This window comes from Chitinophaga qingshengii, from assembly GCF_014529935.1.
GTDB lineage: Bacteria > Bacteroidota > Bacteroidia > Chitinophagales > Chitinophagaceae > Chitinophaga > Chitinophaga qingshengii.
In genome coordinates this window covers 2,894,385-2,910,936 of sequence record NZ_JACVFC010000001.1, presented here as the reverse complement: position 1 = coordinate 2,910,936, position 16,552 = coordinate 2,894,385, and the positions used below count along the sequence as shown (strand labels likewise).

10 protein-coding genes are annotated in these 16,552 nt (G+C 48.4%); all 10 read left to right on the top strand.

What is annotated here, in order from left to right:
- Positions 1 to 44: 44 nt before the first annotated feature.
- A complete protein-coding gene (locus tag ICL07_RS11140; protein ID WP_188087975.1) occupies positions 45 to 1,214 on the top strand; it encodes a FecR family protein in 1,170 nt (389 codons plus the stop codon).
- A 173-nt stretch (positions 1,215 to 1,387) separates the two neighbouring features.
- On the top strand, positions 1,388 to 4,729 hold the full coding sequence (locus ICL07_RS11135; protein ID WP_223151803.1) for a TonB-dependent receptor: 3,342 nt from the start codon (positions 1,388 to 1,390) through the stop codon (positions 4,727 to 4,729).
- Between the two features lie 24 nt (positions 4,730 to 4,753).
- On the top strand, positions 4,754 to 6,202 hold the full coding sequence (locus ICL07_RS11130) for a RagB/SusD family nutrient uptake outer membrane protein (protein WP_188087974.1): 1,449 nt from the start codon (positions 4,754 to 4,756) through the stop codon (positions 6,200 to 6,202).
- Positions 6,203 to 6,212: 10 nt separating this feature from the next.
- The gene (locus tag ICL07_RS11125) at positions 6,213 to 8,198 is read left to right on the top strand and encodes an FAD-dependent oxidoreductase (protein ID WP_188087973.1); all 1,986 of its coding nucleotides are present in this window, start codon (positions 6,213 to 6,215) and stop codon (positions 8,196 to 8,198) included.
- Positions 8,199 to 8,428: 230 nt separating this feature from the next.
- Entirely contained in the window at positions 8,429 to 9,175 is a 747-nt protein-coding gene (locus ICL07_RS11120) for a DeoR/GlpR family DNA-binding transcription regulator (RefSeq protein WP_188087972.1), read from the top strand.
- A 242-nt stretch (positions 9,176 to 9,417) separates the two neighbouring features.
- Positions 9,418 to 12,534: a SusC/RagA family TonB-linked outer membrane protein gene (locus tag ICL07_RS11115; RefSeq protein ID WP_188087971.1), complete on the top strand. Its 3,117-nt coding sequence runs from the start codon at positions 9,418 to 9,420 to the stop codon at positions 12,532 to 12,534.
- A gap of 18 nt (positions 12,535 to 12,552) precedes the next feature.
- On the top strand, positions 12,553 to 13,860 hold the full coding sequence (locus ICL07_RS11110) for a RagB/SusD family nutrient uptake outer membrane protein (RefSeq protein WP_188087970.1): 1,308 nt from the start codon (positions 12,553 to 12,555) through the stop codon (positions 13,858 to 13,860).
- Between the two features lie 87 nt (positions 13,861 to 13,947).
- Positions 13,948 to 14,781 carry a rhomboid family protein gene (locus ICL07_RS11105; RefSeq protein ID WP_188087969.1) on the top strand — a complete coding sequence of 278 codons (834 nt, stop codon included), beginning with the start codon at positions 13,948 to 13,950 and terminating at the stop codon, positions 14,779 to 14,781.
- Positions 14,782 to 14,825: 44 nt separating this feature from the next.
- Positions 14,826 to 15,638, top strand: coding sequence for a hypothetical protein (locus ICL07_RS11100; protein WP_188087968.1), 813 nt, complete (start codon positions 14,826 to 14,828; stop codon positions 15,636 to 15,638).
- Between the two features lie 17 nt (positions 15,639 to 15,655).
- Positions 15,656 to 16,486 (top strand): hypothetical protein, encoded by an 831-nt coding sequence (locus ICL07_RS11095; RefSeq protein ID WP_188087967.1) that lies wholly within the window; start codon positions 15,656 to 15,658, stop codon positions 16,484 to 16,486.
- Positions 16,487 to 16,552 lie beyond the last annotated feature (66 nt).

The following is a 16,552-nucleotide window of genomic DNA, read 5'->3' as shown; positions in this document are numbered from 1 at the left end:
TTTTAAGTTGATGCGTCTTTATCCTGTAACGTCGTATACCGGCTATGGAATCAACACCTTTATCAACACTGATAAGAAGATATCTCAACGAGGAGCTGAGCGAAGAAGAAACCCGCCGTCTCTGGGAAACGCTGCGCGAAGGCGAAGGGCAGGAACAGTGGGAAGAAGCCCTCTTGTCTTTATTACAGGACAAACAACTGCATGGCCATGCTGATCCGGCACGTATGGAGCAGGTATATGCCTCCATACGCCCGGCAGGCACGCCTGTAGTACCGATGGGCCGCCATCGCTGGCTTATCCCCGCCGTCGCTGCGGTAGCGCTCACCATTATCATCACTTCCGCGGTGTTTTGGTTGTCCGGCCGCCGGCAACAGCCGCTGGCTAAGCATACACCGGTGCCTGCCCATGAAGTGATGCCCGGCAGCAACAAAGCCACGCTCACCCTGGCAGACGGCAGCACCATTACGCTGGACAGTGCCGGTAACGGTGCACTGGCTCAGCAAGGGAATGTACAGGTTGTGCAGGTCGACAGCGGCCAGCTGGCTTATAAAGCCAGCGGCAGCCATACCGGCGGCGCCCTGCAATACAACACCCTCGCCATCCCCCGGGGCGGGCAGTTCCGCGTAACCCTGCCGGATGGCACCAAAGTATGGATCAACGCCGCTTCCACACTCCGTTACCCTACCGCCTTCAGTGGCCGCGACAGAACCGTACAGCTCACCGGTGAAGCCTACTTTGAAGTGGCGCCCATGCCCAATAAACCTTTCCATGTAAAGCTGAATAATATGGACATCCAGGTGCTGGGAACACACTTTAACGTCATGGCCTATACGGAAGAAGCCACCATCCGGACTACCCTGCTGGAAGGCGCCGTGAAAATAGATGCCGCCGGTGCGCAAACACCGCTGCGGCCTGGTCAGCAGCTCCGCCTGGACGCCACCGGCCAGCTGGCAGTTGTTAATAATGTGGATGTAGATGAAATCGTTGCCTGGAAAAACGGATACTTCCAGTTCAACCATGAAAAATTACCCGGCGTAATGCGGCAGATAGCCCGTTGGTACGATGTGGAAGTGGCTTATGAAGGCCATGTGCCCGACCGGGAATTTGGCGGGAAAATATCCCGTAACAGCAGTATAGAAGAAGTATTGAAAATATTAGAACTCAGTAAAATCCACGTCAGACTGGAAAAAAAGAAAATCATCGTCATACCATGAAAACAACCGTTATGAAAAATGATTAGGTAAACACTACAGGGGCCCAAAAAAAACCGGAAGTGTTCCAGCACTCCCGGCAGTCGTTTGGGTAACCCAATGAAAATCGTTCCACGACTCCCGCGCCTGGTTTTAACACCGGGACAGGGCTTTTATTACCCAAACAATTCAAAAGTATGCAATTTAGTTCTATTTGCAGGCGACCGGCCTATCAACCCCGGTGTATCGCCAAAATGCTGCTGGCCATGAAATTATCAGCCATTATTGTATTATGCGCCTGTTTACAGGTGAGCGCCAGGGGCTATTCCCAGAGTATATCCCTGTCTGAACGGAATGCGCCGCTCGAAAAAATTTTCCGTGCTATCGAAAAACAAACCGGCTACGTCTTTTTCTTCGATCACCGCCTGCTCGACAACGCAAAGCGTGTAACCGTAGACGTGAAAGCAGTACCCCTGGAAGAAGTGCTGGAACGCTGCCTGCGGCAGCAATCCCTCACCTGGAGCATCGTCGGACAGAATATTGTGATAGAACCGGCGGATATGACGAAAAAGATTCCTGCTCCCGCACTGCCACAAGAGCAACAGGTGGAAGTCAGCGGACGGGTAACCAGCACGACCGGAGAGCCGCTGCCCGGCGCCACCGTGGTGGTGAAAGGTGGTAAAGCCGGTATCCAGACCAACGCCGACGGCTACTTTAAATTAACGGTTCCACGTACTGCCGTCCTCGTTATATCCTACATCGGCTACAAACCCCAGGAAACAGCTGCCACTGCTAAACAGCCGCTGCAAATACGCCTGGAAGCCGATGTGAATAACGCCAGCGAAGTAGTGGTGATCGGCTACGGTACCACCAAAAAAAGCGACCTCACCGGTTCGGTATCCCAGATAAAATCCGCCGATATCACCGCCCAGCCTAATACCAACGTCATGCAATCCCTGAGCGGCCGCGCTCCCGGCGTACGCGTGATGCAAAACAACGGCTCCCCCGGTGGCGCTATCAGCGTGCGTATACGAGGTATCAATTCCATCATGGGCGGCAATGATCCGCTGTATGTGATCGACGGATTTCCCTACAACGGAAACCCTACTTTTCTGCAACCTTCAGATATCGCTTCCATAGAAATTCTGAAAGATGCTTCTTCCACGGCGATCTACGGCTCCCGTGGAGCCAACGGTATCGTGATCATCACCACTAAAGCCGGAAAGAAAAAAGAAACGACCAATGTGGAAGTCACCGCCGGTTATACCATTCAATCTGTTTCTAAAAAGATGAAACTGATGAATGCACAGCAGTATGCTACGTTGTACAACGAACAGGCTGTCAACGACGGACAGGCGCCTTATTTCACCAAAGCGCAGATCGATTCTTTCGGACTGAATCCTGGTACCGACTGGCAGGACCTGGTGATGCACAAAGCGCCCATCTACAATACCAGCGCCACTGTGAGCGGTGGGACAGATAAAACCCGCTTCTCCCTTTCTGCCGGCATGTTCCTGCAGGATGGTATCGTACGCAACAGCGACTATAAACGTTATTCTATCCGCGGTAGCGTAGAACATGATATCAGTAAGATCTTCAGCGTTTCCTATAACGCTACGCTAACACGCATGGATACACGCAGTCAGAATTCCAATCCGGGTAACAGGGGCAGTGATCTGATTTCCGCCATGCTGATGGCGCCGCCTACATTAACTCCCTACCTGGCCGATGGTAGCTACCGCCGCCTTACAACAGCCTACCCTTTTATCTCTAATGCGATCATCAACCCGATGATACCTATTAACCAGGTGGCCGACCGCCTCAAGGGCGACCGTGTGTTTTCCAATGCAGCACTGACGATTAAGCCGTGGAAAGACTTGTCCCTGCGTATTTCCGGCGGTATCGACAACCTGAACGATCGTGGCGACTATTATGCCAACATTGAACCTTCTACCAACTCCGTAGGATCGGCTTCGGTTAGAACGACCCAGTCCACCAGCCTGCTGAACGAGAACGTGCTTTATTATAACAAAAAGCTGGGTATACACGGCATCAACGTAACTGCCGGGTTTACCTACCAGGACTATGTAAAAACCACCCTGGATGGCTCCGGCACCGGTTTCCTGAGTGATGTCACTAAAACAGGTTCTCTCGGAAGCGCCGGTACACCGGGCGTTCCGGCCAGTTCCTATGAAAGATGGGTGCTGCTTTCCTACCTGGCCAGGGTAAATTATACCCTCATGGACAGGTACCTGTTTACCGTGAGTATACGCCGGGACGGATCTTCCCGTTATTCACCGGGTAACAAGTGGAGCAACTTCCCTTCTGCCGCCATCGCCTGGAGAGCTATCGATGAGCCTTTCCTGAAAGGTTCCAGCCTGCTATCCGACCTGAAAGTAAGGGCCAGCTACGGCGCTACCGGCAGTGCCGCGATCAGTCCCTACCAAACCATGAACCAGCTGAAAGCAGGCAACACCATCTTCGGTGATGCGCTGTACACTGCCCTGGCCCCTAATATCATGCTGCCGGGTAACCTCAAGTGGGAAACCACCTACCAGGCTGATTTCGGTGTGGATGCAGCATTTTTTAATGATAAGGTGCGCTTCACGGCTGACTTCTACCAAAAAAGAACAAAGAACCTGCTGAATACCGTGCAGTTGCCCGCCTCCATGGGTTACCGCACTACCCTGCAAAATGTAGGTGAGATGGAGAATAAAGGCATGGAGTTCGCCGTAGATGTGGATATCCTTAAAAAAGAAGTTACCTGGAACGTAAATGCCAACATCTCCTTTAACCGCAATAAGATCGTGAAACTATATAACGGGCAGGATATCTACGGTAATACCTTCTATACCGGTTCGCTCAACGATTATGTGAACCTGCTGCGTGAAGGCCAGCCCTTTGGTGTGTTCTATGGCTATGTAGAAACCGGTTATACCGACAAAGGCAACCTGCAATATGCCGATCTGAACAAAGATGGAAAAATCAGTGCGGATGATAAAACCTATATCGGTAATCCTAATCCGGACTTCCTCTATGGCATCAATTCCGTGACCAGCTACAAAGGATTTGAGTTATCCGTTTTTATCCAGGGTTCCAAAGGCAACGATATTTACAACCTGAATAAAGCAGCTACGCTGGATTTGGGTATGGGGCTGAACTTGCCGGCAGACGTGGCTTACGACCACTGGACACCGGAAAACACCCAGGCGAAATATCCGAAAATCACCCGTTCGCTGAACGCGAATATGTCCACCCGTTTCGTGGAAGACGGCTCCTATCTGCGGTTTAAAAATATACAACTGGCTTACAACATCCCCCTGGAAAAAATGCATGTGAAATGGTTTAAGAAAGCACAGGTATATGTCAGCGGGCAAAACCTGATCACCATCACCAAATATTCCTGGTATGATCCGGAGGTGAACTCCTTCGCTTACCTGGTAGCACCTGGTGCGCAGAGCTCCGTCAACCAGGGGATTGACTATGCCACTTATCCTACCAATAAGTCGGTGACGTTCGGCATCAGATGCGGTTTTTGATTTTCCAACAGTTCAATCTTTTTTATGAAATATAGTATCCTCATCATATTGTCTGTGTTGCTGTTTACCTCCTGCGAAAAACTGCTGGATGAAAAGCCGCAGTCTATTGCAGCAGAACAGTTTTATAACAACGCTGCCGAAGTGCAGGCGGGCCTGAATGCCATTTATACGCCTATCCGCGCCGGTGGCACGCTGGGCGCGCTGTATCAGATACAGCAGGAAATTTATACAGAGTATATGTATGGCCGTGGCAGCCATGCTCCGTTAAATGATTATGCCGGACTGGACAACAATAATATTACCCGCATCGCCGATATGTGGGCCGCTTTTTATGAAGCTATCCGCAACGCCAATATTGTGATTCAGAAAATACCTGTCGGTAAAAACCTTAGTGATGCGGATAAAAGCCAGTTCATGGCGGAAGCCCGTTACCTGCGGGGACTGCTGTATTTTTACCTGGTACGCAACTGGGCAGGCGTACCCCTCCGCACAGAAAATAATATGGAAGCCCGGGATCTGCCCAGGGCCAGCAAAGATGCGGTGTATCAGCTGATCACCGACGATCTGTTATTCGCAGAAATCAATTTACCTGATGCCGGCCGTTTGGTGGGCGCTCCCTCCAAATGGGCCGCTAAAACAGTGCTGGCGGATGTGTACATGAACCGGAACGATTACCAGAAAGCCCGCGACAAAGCGCTGGAGGTGATACAGTCCGGGAAATTTTCGCTGGTGAACGTGACAGTATCCGCAGATTTCGATAAACTGTTTGGACCAGATATCATCACCACGCCGGAAGAAATCTTCTACCTGAAATTCTCCCGGCAGCCGGTCGGACAAGGGTTTCAATATCCAATGTATACCCACTATCCCGGTTCCGGTTATTATCCTCCCGGAGGATATTATACGCTGTATAGTGATGCGGTAAACAATACATTTGTAAAGAACTGGGATAAAAATGATTTGCGGTATAACTATAACTGGTACGTACAAACGTTTGGCCTCGGTCCCAGTACGATCCTCAATAAAAAATTCAGTGACCGTACTACTACCACCGCCGCGGGCAATGATTACCCGATGTACCGTTATGCCGATCTGTTATTGTTTTATGCAGAATGTGACAGCCGTGTGAATAACGGACCTACCACTGATGCTATGGAGAAACTGAACATGATCCATCGCCGGGCTTACGGCAAGAACCCGATGGTGGCGGATGCTACCGTCGATTTTAAACTGGCGGATTATGGCAGTCTGCCTGCTTTTATAGACCTGGTAGTAAAAGAACGCGCCTACGAAGATTGCAGTGAAGGCAAACACTGGCTGGACATGAAGCGGCTGGGTATTGCGAAAGAGGTGATCAAAGCCATGAAAGGCATTACCGTGGCAGATAAACATCTGCTGTGGCCTATTCCTACCACCGAATACAACTATAACAAAGCAATAGATCCTATTAAAGACCAAAATCCCGGTTATTAAAGTACTAACTATGATCAGACAAATTAAATTGTGGTTGCTGGCCATTTGTTGCCTGTTGACCATCCCGGCAGCCTTACAGGCCGGCACGCCCAGAGAAGTAGACATCTGTGTATATGGCGGCACATCCGCCGGTATTATTGCAGCTTATACCGCAAAAAAAATGAACAAGTCGGTGTTGCTGATAGAACCAGGCAAACACCTGGGAGGCCTTACTACAGGCGGACTGGGATATACCGATATTGGCAATAAATACGCTATCTCCGGCCTGGCCCGCGATTTTTACCGGCGTATCGGCAGCCACTATGGTAAGTTTGAACAGTGGATATTTGAACCGCATGTAGCCTCCCAAACATTCGACTTCTATCTGAAAAATGCGCAGATAGAAGTGTGGTATGAACATCGCCTGAGCGCGGTGCGTAAAGAGAACGGTTACATCCGTGAAATCACGGTGGACGGCCCTTCTCCGGTAGCCGTAAAAGCGCGGATGTTTATTGACTGTTCCTATGAAGGCGACCTGATGGCGAAAGCCGGTGTTTCGTATACCGTTGGCCGTGAGGATAACGGTACTTACCAGGAAACCTACAATGGTGTGCAGTTACGGGATAAACATCAGTTCCCGGATGGGATAGATCCCTATAAAATAGCCGGTAAACCGGAAAGCGGACTGCTGTGGGGTATTAGTTCCGCATCACTGGCCAAACAGGGCAGCGGCGATAAATGTGTGCAGGCCTACAATTTCCGTATTTGCCTCACTAACCGGGCTGATAACCTGATCCCGATCACACAACCGGAAAACTATGATCCTTCCCGTTATGAGCTGTTGTTGCGTGTATTGGAGAAAAAGCCGGCCGGCAACCTGTGGGGATTCCTGAAGTTTGACCTGATGCCTAACGGTAAAACGGATATCAATAATAACGGGGCTTTTTCCACCGATATGATTGGCATGAACTACCATTACCCTGAAGCAGATGCCGCTACCCGTCAGCAGATTATCCGGCAGCATGAAGACTATACAAAAGGGTTGTTGTATTTCATTGGACATGATCCGCGGATGCCGGAGCATTTGCGCCGGGAGATGCTGCAATGGGGATATCCTAAAGATGAGTATACGAATAACGGTCATTGGTCGCCGCAGTTGTACGTGCGTGAAGTGCGCCGTATGGTGGGTGCTTACGTGATGACTCAAGCCAACTGTGAAGGCCGCGCTACCGTAAACGACGGCGTGGGTATGGCTGCTTATACCATGGACTCCCATAATACGCAGCGGTTGGTGGTGAATGGTATGGTAAAGAATGAAGGCGATGTACAGATTGGCGGTTTTGGTCCTTACCCGGTGTCTTACCGTTCGCTGATTCCGAAAGCCGGCGAGTGCGCTAATTTGCTGGTACCGGTTTGTTTGTCGGCTTCCCATATTGCCTACGGTTCTATCCGGATGGAGCCGGTATTTATGGTGCTGGCGCAATCTGCTGCTACCGCTGCGGTGGTGGCTATTGACAGCCGGGTGCCGGTGCAGCAGGTGGCTGTGAAAAAAGTGCAGCAGTTGCTGGCGTCCAATCCCCTGGCGGATAACAGTACGCCGGAGATTTTGGTGGACAATGATGATGCCGCTCATGTGAAGCTGCAGGGCGACTGGAAAAAAGAAGGCCGGGGTGGTTATGGTCCTTCCCTTTATCTGGATGACAGCAGGGGCAGTGTGCCGAAATCTGCGCGTTTTACCCCGGAAATACAACGGGAAGGCGAGTATCATATTTACAGTTATGTACCTAAACTGCCCAATCAGTCTAGTGTAACCCATGTGCGGGTTTTTGACGGAAAACAGCTGACACCGGTGAAGATAGATGCCGAAGCGATTAAAGTAGAAGGGCAGACTTCCGGCGAGTGGGTGTTGTTGGGAACTTTCCGTTTGCCAAAGGGGAAGAAGGCTTACGTGGAAATCAGTAATGAGCAGGCAGATGGCGCTGTGGTGGCTGATGCGCTATTGTTTATTGCCCGTTAGCAGTTGTATAGGTTTTTATGTCGATGACCGTCTGGTATCCTGCCAGACGGTCTTTTTTTTGTAGAAGAGGGGAATATCAGCAACTGCCGGTCATCTCCCGAAAAAAAAATTATAAGCAGAAAATATTATGGCGTGAGTTGGCGTTCTATGCAGAAGACTGCAAAAAAATGCATTTTTATATTTGTTTGAATGCGTTTTTTTGCCGAAATTAAAGCAGAATAACACTTCCTATGCTTAAAAAGGAACGCCAGGCATATATCCTGCATCAGGTCAACCTACATAACAAGGTATTGTCATCTCATCTGAGTGAACAGATGGGCGTTTCAGAGGATACCATCCGCAGAGACCTGGCGGCGCTGGCGCAGGAGGGGAAGATATTGAAAGTACATGGTGGCGGGTTGTCCAACTCCTTCCATCAGGGTGTGGTAGCGCAGGACGTATATGCCATAGAAGAGAAACGTATCATTGCGCAGAAGGCAGTAGAGCTGATACATGACGGCATGTTTGTACTGACCACAGGTGGTACTACTATTCTGCAGCTGGCGCGGATATTACCGGCCGAACTGAGGGCTACCTTTATCACGGTGAGTTTACCCGCAGCCTTTGAATATGCCAATCATCCTAATATAGAAGTGATTGTTATCGGCGATAAGCTGGCCAAAAATTCAAAGATCACGGTTGGCGGGGAGGCAATTGCCAGGATACGCGATATCCGGGCAGACCTGTGTTTTGTAGGGGTGAATGCCATTGACGTACATGCCGGGCTGACAGATAATGACTGGGAGGTGGTGCAGGTGAAAAAGGCGATGGTCAGTACCTCCAGGAAAGTAGTGGCACTTTGTATTTCGGAAAAGGTAAATACTGCCGAGCACCTGAAAGTATGTAATGTAGAAGACATCGATATATTAATCACCGAACTGCAGCCAAAATCCAAGAAGTTGCAGCCATACAGTAGTAAAGGAATCAGAATTTTATAGGAGTCATTTTTATTTAACCGTATTTCAACAAATAGCCTTCCCGGGCTGTTTTACAGGACAACCAGCGTTTAAAATAACGTTGAGAAAAACATTTATTCATGGACCGGTGACAGGTAGTATGACACCGTACCAGTCGTTTTTTGCTTGAGGATAGAGTCAAAATAAGGTAATCAACCATTCAACAGTTGTGATACGACTGTTTTAAGGCAACCAGCAACAGTAACCATAATTAAAAATCACTTATGATCACGCGTGTATTTATGCGATTGACAGGAAGTGGCCGTGCGCTGCTTTTACTGTTGATGACCTGCCTGGCAGCCACCGCCAGCGCGCAGGTGAAAATATCCGGTAAGGTGACAGATGAAACCGGAACTCCCATACCTGGCATTGCCGTTACGCTCAAAAACACTAAACTGGGCGCCAATACTTCGGTAGACGGTCTTTACAGTTTTACGGCCAGCGTACCGGCAGGCAACTATGTGTTGTCCTTCTCCGGTGTCGGTTTCACCTCCCAGGAGATACCGGTTACCATTGGTACCAGCAATATTACGCGGGATGTAAAAATGGGTGTTTCCGTATCCAAGCTGGACGAAATTGTGGTGACCGGTACTTCGCAGGGTACCACCCGCCGCCAGTTAGGTAGTTACATCAGTTCCGTAAAAGCCGACGACCTCAACAAAGGCGCTACCGGTAACGTACTGGCGGCCTTGCAGGGTAAAACTGCCGGCGCACAGATCACCCAGAACTCCGGTGACCCTTCCGGTGGTATCTCTGTAAAACTAAGAGGTGTAAGCACCATCAACGGGTCTACGGAACCACTCTATATTGTGGATGGGGTCATTGTAGATAACTCCACCACCCGCGTTACCAATGCCGATCCGAACTATGCCGGTAATAATTTTGTGGGCGCTGTAGGGCAGAACCGCATGGCAGATATCAACCCGGACGATATTGAACGGATAGAAGTGCTGAATGGTGCTGCCGCCGCCGCTATCTATGGTTCCAGGGCCAATTCCGGCGTGGTGCAGATCTTTACTAAAAGAGGCAGCACCGGTGCACCAGTCATTAATTTCTCTACCGGTATCTCTATTAATGAACTGCGTAAAAAACTGGACGTTAACAGGGCGCCCGTTAAATTTGGCGGGAATCCGAACGATTCCACCCAAAACATCCTGACACCCGGCGTTGTCAGTACTTTCCCCGTTCAGCGTTTCGATTATCAGGATTTCATTTTCCGCACGGGCGTAGGTACCGACAATAACGTGTCTATCGCCGGTGGAAAAGACAAAACCAAGTATTATGCTTCTGCCAGTTACTTCTATAACCAGGGTATCATTAAGAACACAGACTTTAACCGCTTTAGCTTCCGCGTAAACCTGGACCAGGAGATCACCAAATGGCTGAGCATGAATGCGACTGTCAACTATATTTACAGTAAGTCGAATGAAAAACCTGATGGCAACACATTTTATTCACCGCTGAATTCCATTACCATTCTGGGTAATTATTATGATATTCAGCAAAGGGATGCATTGGGTAACCTGATGAAAGTAGGTAACCTGGGCAGGGTGAACCCGGTGTCCATTATCCAGGATTTCCGCCAGCAACAGCAGGTGGGGCGTGTTATTGCCGGTTTGGGTCTGAAGGCTACGCCGATTAAAAACCTGACCCTGGATTATCATGTGGGGATCGATAACTATTATCAGGACGGTACTACTTTTATCCCGCCGTTCGCCTATAATGTCAGCACCGGCTTCTTCGGGGGCGGCACCTCGCTGGACCCCAGTTTAAATGGTTACGCCAGCGCGGGTAGCAATAACTCCTTTCTGATCAACCACGATGCGAACGCCACCTATAATGCACGCATCAGTGATAACCTGGAGTCAGTTACGCAGTTGGGCTACTCTGTGCAATATACCCGGCAGCACTATTCCCTGCAACAGGGAAGAGGTATGCCGCCGTTTGCACAAACGGCCGACAGGGCTACTACGGCTATTCCCGGTAGTGATCAACGTTCAGAGTATTCTATCTCCGGAGAATATATCCAGCAGAACTTCAAATACCGTAACCAGTTGTTCCTGACTGGTGCTTTGCGTGTGGACGGTTCTTCCGTATTCGGCAGCAGCGAACGGAATTTGCTGTACACCAAATTGAGCGGCAGCTATGTATTGTCCGGTACCGATTTCTGGGCTAAATCGTCCCTCGCCAAATGGTGGACATTGTTCAAATTGCGTGCTGCCTATGGAGAATCGGGTAACCTGACGGGTATTACACCTTATGCCCGTTATAATACTTACCAGCCAAATGCTTTCGTGGGGGCTTCCGGTTTCCAGGGGCCGTTAGGGTTTACTGATCCTGGTGTAAAACCCGAAAAACAGAAGGAGCTGGAAGTTGGTACGGATCTGTCTTTCCTCGATGACCGGCTGGGACTTAGTGTGAACTACTATCGTAAAAAAGTACAGGACCTGCTGATTGACCGGGCCGTAGCACCTACCAGAGGATATACATCTATTCGTGGTAATATTGGTTCCCTCCAAAACAACGGACTTGAGGTAGTGCTGAATGCCATTCCGGTGAAGACGAAGAATTTTTCCTGGAACCTTACTGCCATCTTCAACCGTAACCGTAACAAAGCGCTGGACATCGGGCAGTCACTGATACTGTTGAATACTGTAGGTGGTGCGCCGGTAGCAATTGCGGCCGGATATCCTATCGGATTTTTCTATGGCACCTTCTATGCCCGCGATGCCAACGGCAATATACTGTTGAATCCACAAGGGATACCGTTAACAGAAAGAGGTACGCAAAATAGTTCGTTTGATTATACCGTACAGCGCGACCCGGCCACCGGACTGCCATTGGCCACTGCCCCGGCGCTCAATAAAAAAATCGGGGACCCCAATCCGGATTGGACGGGTACGTTCACCACCGATTTACAGTATAAAAAGCTGGGACTGCACATACAACTGGATGCCGTGCAGGGACTGAACGTATTTAATGCCGACTACAGGACCCGTCAGGGCGTAGATAACGGTAAAGTGGCAGAGCAGGAAGATCTTGGTCAGCTGCCAAGAGGATATATTGCCGGTATCTACAACATCCAGGAGTTCCGGATAGACAATGGTAGTTTCGTGAAGTTGCGGGAAGTATCGCTTAGCTATGATTTTGGAAAGGTATTCCAGGGACTGAACAGCCTCACCGTAAGTCTCGGTGGCCGTAACCTCATTTCATGGGATAACTACAAAGGCTATGATCCGGAAGTGAATGCATCCGGACAAAGTACGGTTCTCCGTGGCATCGATTTCGGCACTGTCCCCATTCCGCGTACTTATAACCTGACCGTCCGCGCTAAATTCTAATCCACAAAATGACACATCATGAAACGAACAGCTTTTTATACATACATCACCATGGCCGCATTGCTATTATCGGCAGTTGGCTGTAAAAAAGATTACCAGGACCCTTCAGGGCCTTCCAGCGACCAGGCTTTTAGTTCGCCACAGGCTATTACAGATGCCGCTGTGGGATTACAGGCCAATTACGTCAAAGACAGGACAGGGTTGCTTTACACCACCATTACTTCCGGTAGCCTGCTAAGCCGCGAAACCTTTGTTACCAATCCGGGAAACGCCGATGAAGCACAGCTGGGTACCGGTGGTAATACAGTATTAAACAACAATGTGGTGGTAACCGGTATGTGGGCATATACCAACAAAATCCTTTACGATGCCGAAAATGTACTGCGTGCCACTAATATAGTGGTGACCGATAAAGGATATGCCAGCGGCCTGATTGCCTATACTTCCATCTTCAAGGCGTTGGCACTGGGAGTACAGGCTAATTTCTGGCAGCAGGTCCCTGATACAATAGGTAGCCCCAATCATTTGACCAGCGTGGGTTTCATCTCCGGACAACAAGGGTATGTTCGTGCCGTGAATACGATCAACAATGCCTTAAATGCGATTGCTGCCAATCCTATTAGCCCTGCTATTACACCTTTCCTGCCGAAAGGAATCAATGTGATGAATACGCTGTACGCACTGAAGGCCCGTTATGCATTGTATGCCGGCGACTATGCCTCCGCGTTGGATGCCGCTGGTAAAGTGGACCTGACCAGTACCAGTTCTTTTATCTTTAATCCGCAGGTGGCCAACCCGATTTTTACACTGGTTTCTTCCACCAGTAATATCTATCAGGTAGTGGACAATAAGATGGGATTACCCGCTGGTTTGCAGCCGGATGCTTCAGACGCCCGGGTACCATTTTATATGACTGCGCAACCAGCCGGATTAAAATTTGTCATGGCCGGATTCTTTAAAACCAATATCCAGTCTATTCCTGTCTTTCTGCCGGGAGAAATTATGTTGATCAAAGCAGAGTGTTATGCCCGTACCAATAACCTGCCATTGGGGCTGGCGGAATTGAACAAAGTAGTAACCAAAAAGCCTGCTGATGACCCCTTTGGCATAGGCGCTAACCTGCCACCGGTAGCAGTGGCTACCATCCCGGACCTGCTCACACAGATCTATAAACACCGCCGCATTGAAATGTTTATGTCCGGCCAGGAAATAGAAGACGAAAGACGTTTTGGCCGTCCGACAGCGGAAAGGACCCGGAGTTATTTCCCTTATCCTTTTGTGGAAAGGAATGATAATCCTAATACACCGCCTGATCCTACTTTTTAATAAGTTTTTTATCTTTACAAACGGCAGCCAGACCACGGTCTGGCTGCCGTTCATATTTACATCCCGTACCCTTAACGTCCTATTGCCATGAATGAAATTGGTATTGTAGCCCTGGTATTAATTATCCTGAACATCATTGTGTCCTGTAAAGGATTTAAAGACACAACATTTTACTACAAGTATTCTTTTATCGTGGATGAGATATTGGTCCACAAGGAGTACCAACGTCTGTTTACTGCCGGCTTCCTGCATACCGGCTGGCTGCACCTGCTTTTTAATATGATGTCGCTTTGTTTTTTCAGTGGTATTGTAGAAGCGGTGCTGGGTATCAAAAACTTTATCCTGATTTATGTATGTAGTCTGCTGGGTGGCAGCCTATTGTCGCTGTTTATTCATCGGCATCATGGTAATTACAGTGCAGTAGGCGCTTCGGGCGCCGTATGCGGGATTATTTTCGCCAGTGTAGCTTTGTTTCCTGATATGGGCATTGGTTTTTTCGGTATCCCGTTATATATACCCGGATGGATATACGGTGTGCTGTACTTGTTGTTCAGCATTGCCCGGATCAGGAACAACCAGGATAACACTGCTCATGAAGCCCATCTGGGAGGTGCTGTTATTGGATTGATCTTCGCTATCTGTATGGAGCCACAGGTTATTAAAATTCACTTCCTGCCAATACTGGCGCTCCTATTGCCCTGTATGTTGTTTGCCTGGCTGCTTATTCGTAAGCCGCATGTGCTACTTACTGGTAATACACCCAATCCACGGCGTTATCTGACAATAGAAGATCGTTACAATCAACAGCGGAGCATCCAACAAAAGGAAGTAGATGCCATACTTGAAAAGATTCACCGATACGGTATAGACAGTCTCACCGCGGAAGAAAAACAAAAACTGCAACAATTTTCGGATCGATGATCCTAATTTTTTAGATTTGGTTCACAAAATATAACCCTGTATATATGAAATTATCTAGTACTGTACTGTGTCTGGTAGTATTGGTATTGACGGCCTGCCATAAGAACAAAGACGTAGAACCGGACCCGTTAGATTATAATAATGTTCGCATTGCTTCGATTACCAATATGCCGCCTTTTATTTACGAGGGGGACCGGCTGAATGCCATTGGAAACGAACGGTTTTCCTACGACAATAAAGGCCGTCTTATTGGTAGCCGCCTGGAATACCAGTCCGGCACGCACGCCACAAATATTTACAGAACCACTTTTAACTGGACCAACAATCTGTGTACCGGTAGTACCTCAGATTCCATTTACTCCTATGTTACGGGAGCGGACGGTAGTAAACAAAATGAGTTCCTCACCAAGGATATGCTGTATAATATCTATGAATATGATATGTCTTCAACACAGCTGAAAACGCTTTATATAACGGCTTTCGGAGCCTATATTACCGACTATTCGGCACTCAGTTTTGAGTACGATGCCAAAGGAAATATTACCCGTGCGACAGGAAAATTGTTTGCTCCCGGAGGATCTCCTGAGACAAATGCTACCATTATCTATGAGTACGACAATCACCCGAATCCTTTTTATGCAACATATAAGAAGTATGGATTGATATTGCCGCCGCTGTTGATGTATGCCGATCGCATTTCACCTAATAATGTGACGAAGATGAAGGTGAAGGTCAGTTATCTGGAAGATCGGGATTATCAGTTTACCTATGAATACAACAAAGCAGGATATCCTGTGAAAATTGTTTCCACGCTGGGAAGTGAAGCTCCAAAAATTACTTATATCACTTATCGTTAAAGCATAATTGCTTACATATGAAATTGTATTATACTGCTATATGTTTGATGATATTGGTACTGACCGCCTGCCGTAAGAAAGACAACGTAGGGCCGACCGATCCGGATTACAGGAATTTCAGCATTGCTTCCATTACCGATGTTCCTCCCTTTGTATACAACGGGAACCAATTGGTGGCCATTGGAAATGAACAATTTTCCTATGACGGTAAAGGTCGTATCATTGGTAGCCGTATGGAAGGTCAAGACACGATATTGGGTCTCATCAGGCGATATGTTTACAAAACTACCTTTAAGTGGGTGAATAACTTGTGCGCAGGAAGTGTAGCTGACTCCCTGTATAATTATACTGCGGATATGGATGGTAAAGTGATAAACAAAAATTTTTCCAGTGGTGATATCCTCAGCAGCTATGACTACAACCCATCTTCCGGGCAACTGAATGGCCTTACACTGCTGCCCGGCAAATGGACCAGCGCTCCTTATACTTCGCTCAAATATGAATACGATGCCAAAGGGAATATCAGCCGGGTAGAATGCACACAACCCAGCTCAATTATTGGTCCGGGGACAGGCCCAGGAATTGACGTTTATACTATAACTTTCGAGTATGATAATCATCCGAACCCTTTTTATACCATGTATAAAAAGTATGGAATGATATTGCCTGCTCTGCAACAGTTTGCTACTCAAATGACGCCTAATAATCCGGTTAAAATGCAGCTGAAAGTTGATCCTCAGCTGGAGTTGACATTAACGTTCTCTTATGAATACAATGAAGCAGGGTATCCTGTGAAAATTATTTCTAACGGAGGAGACGGAAAAGTTACCTATATCACCTATCGTTAATAACCGTTTTGTCTGCACATTTTGCCGTGTGGTCGCTTCTTCGTGGATAAACCTCCTGTAGCAGCG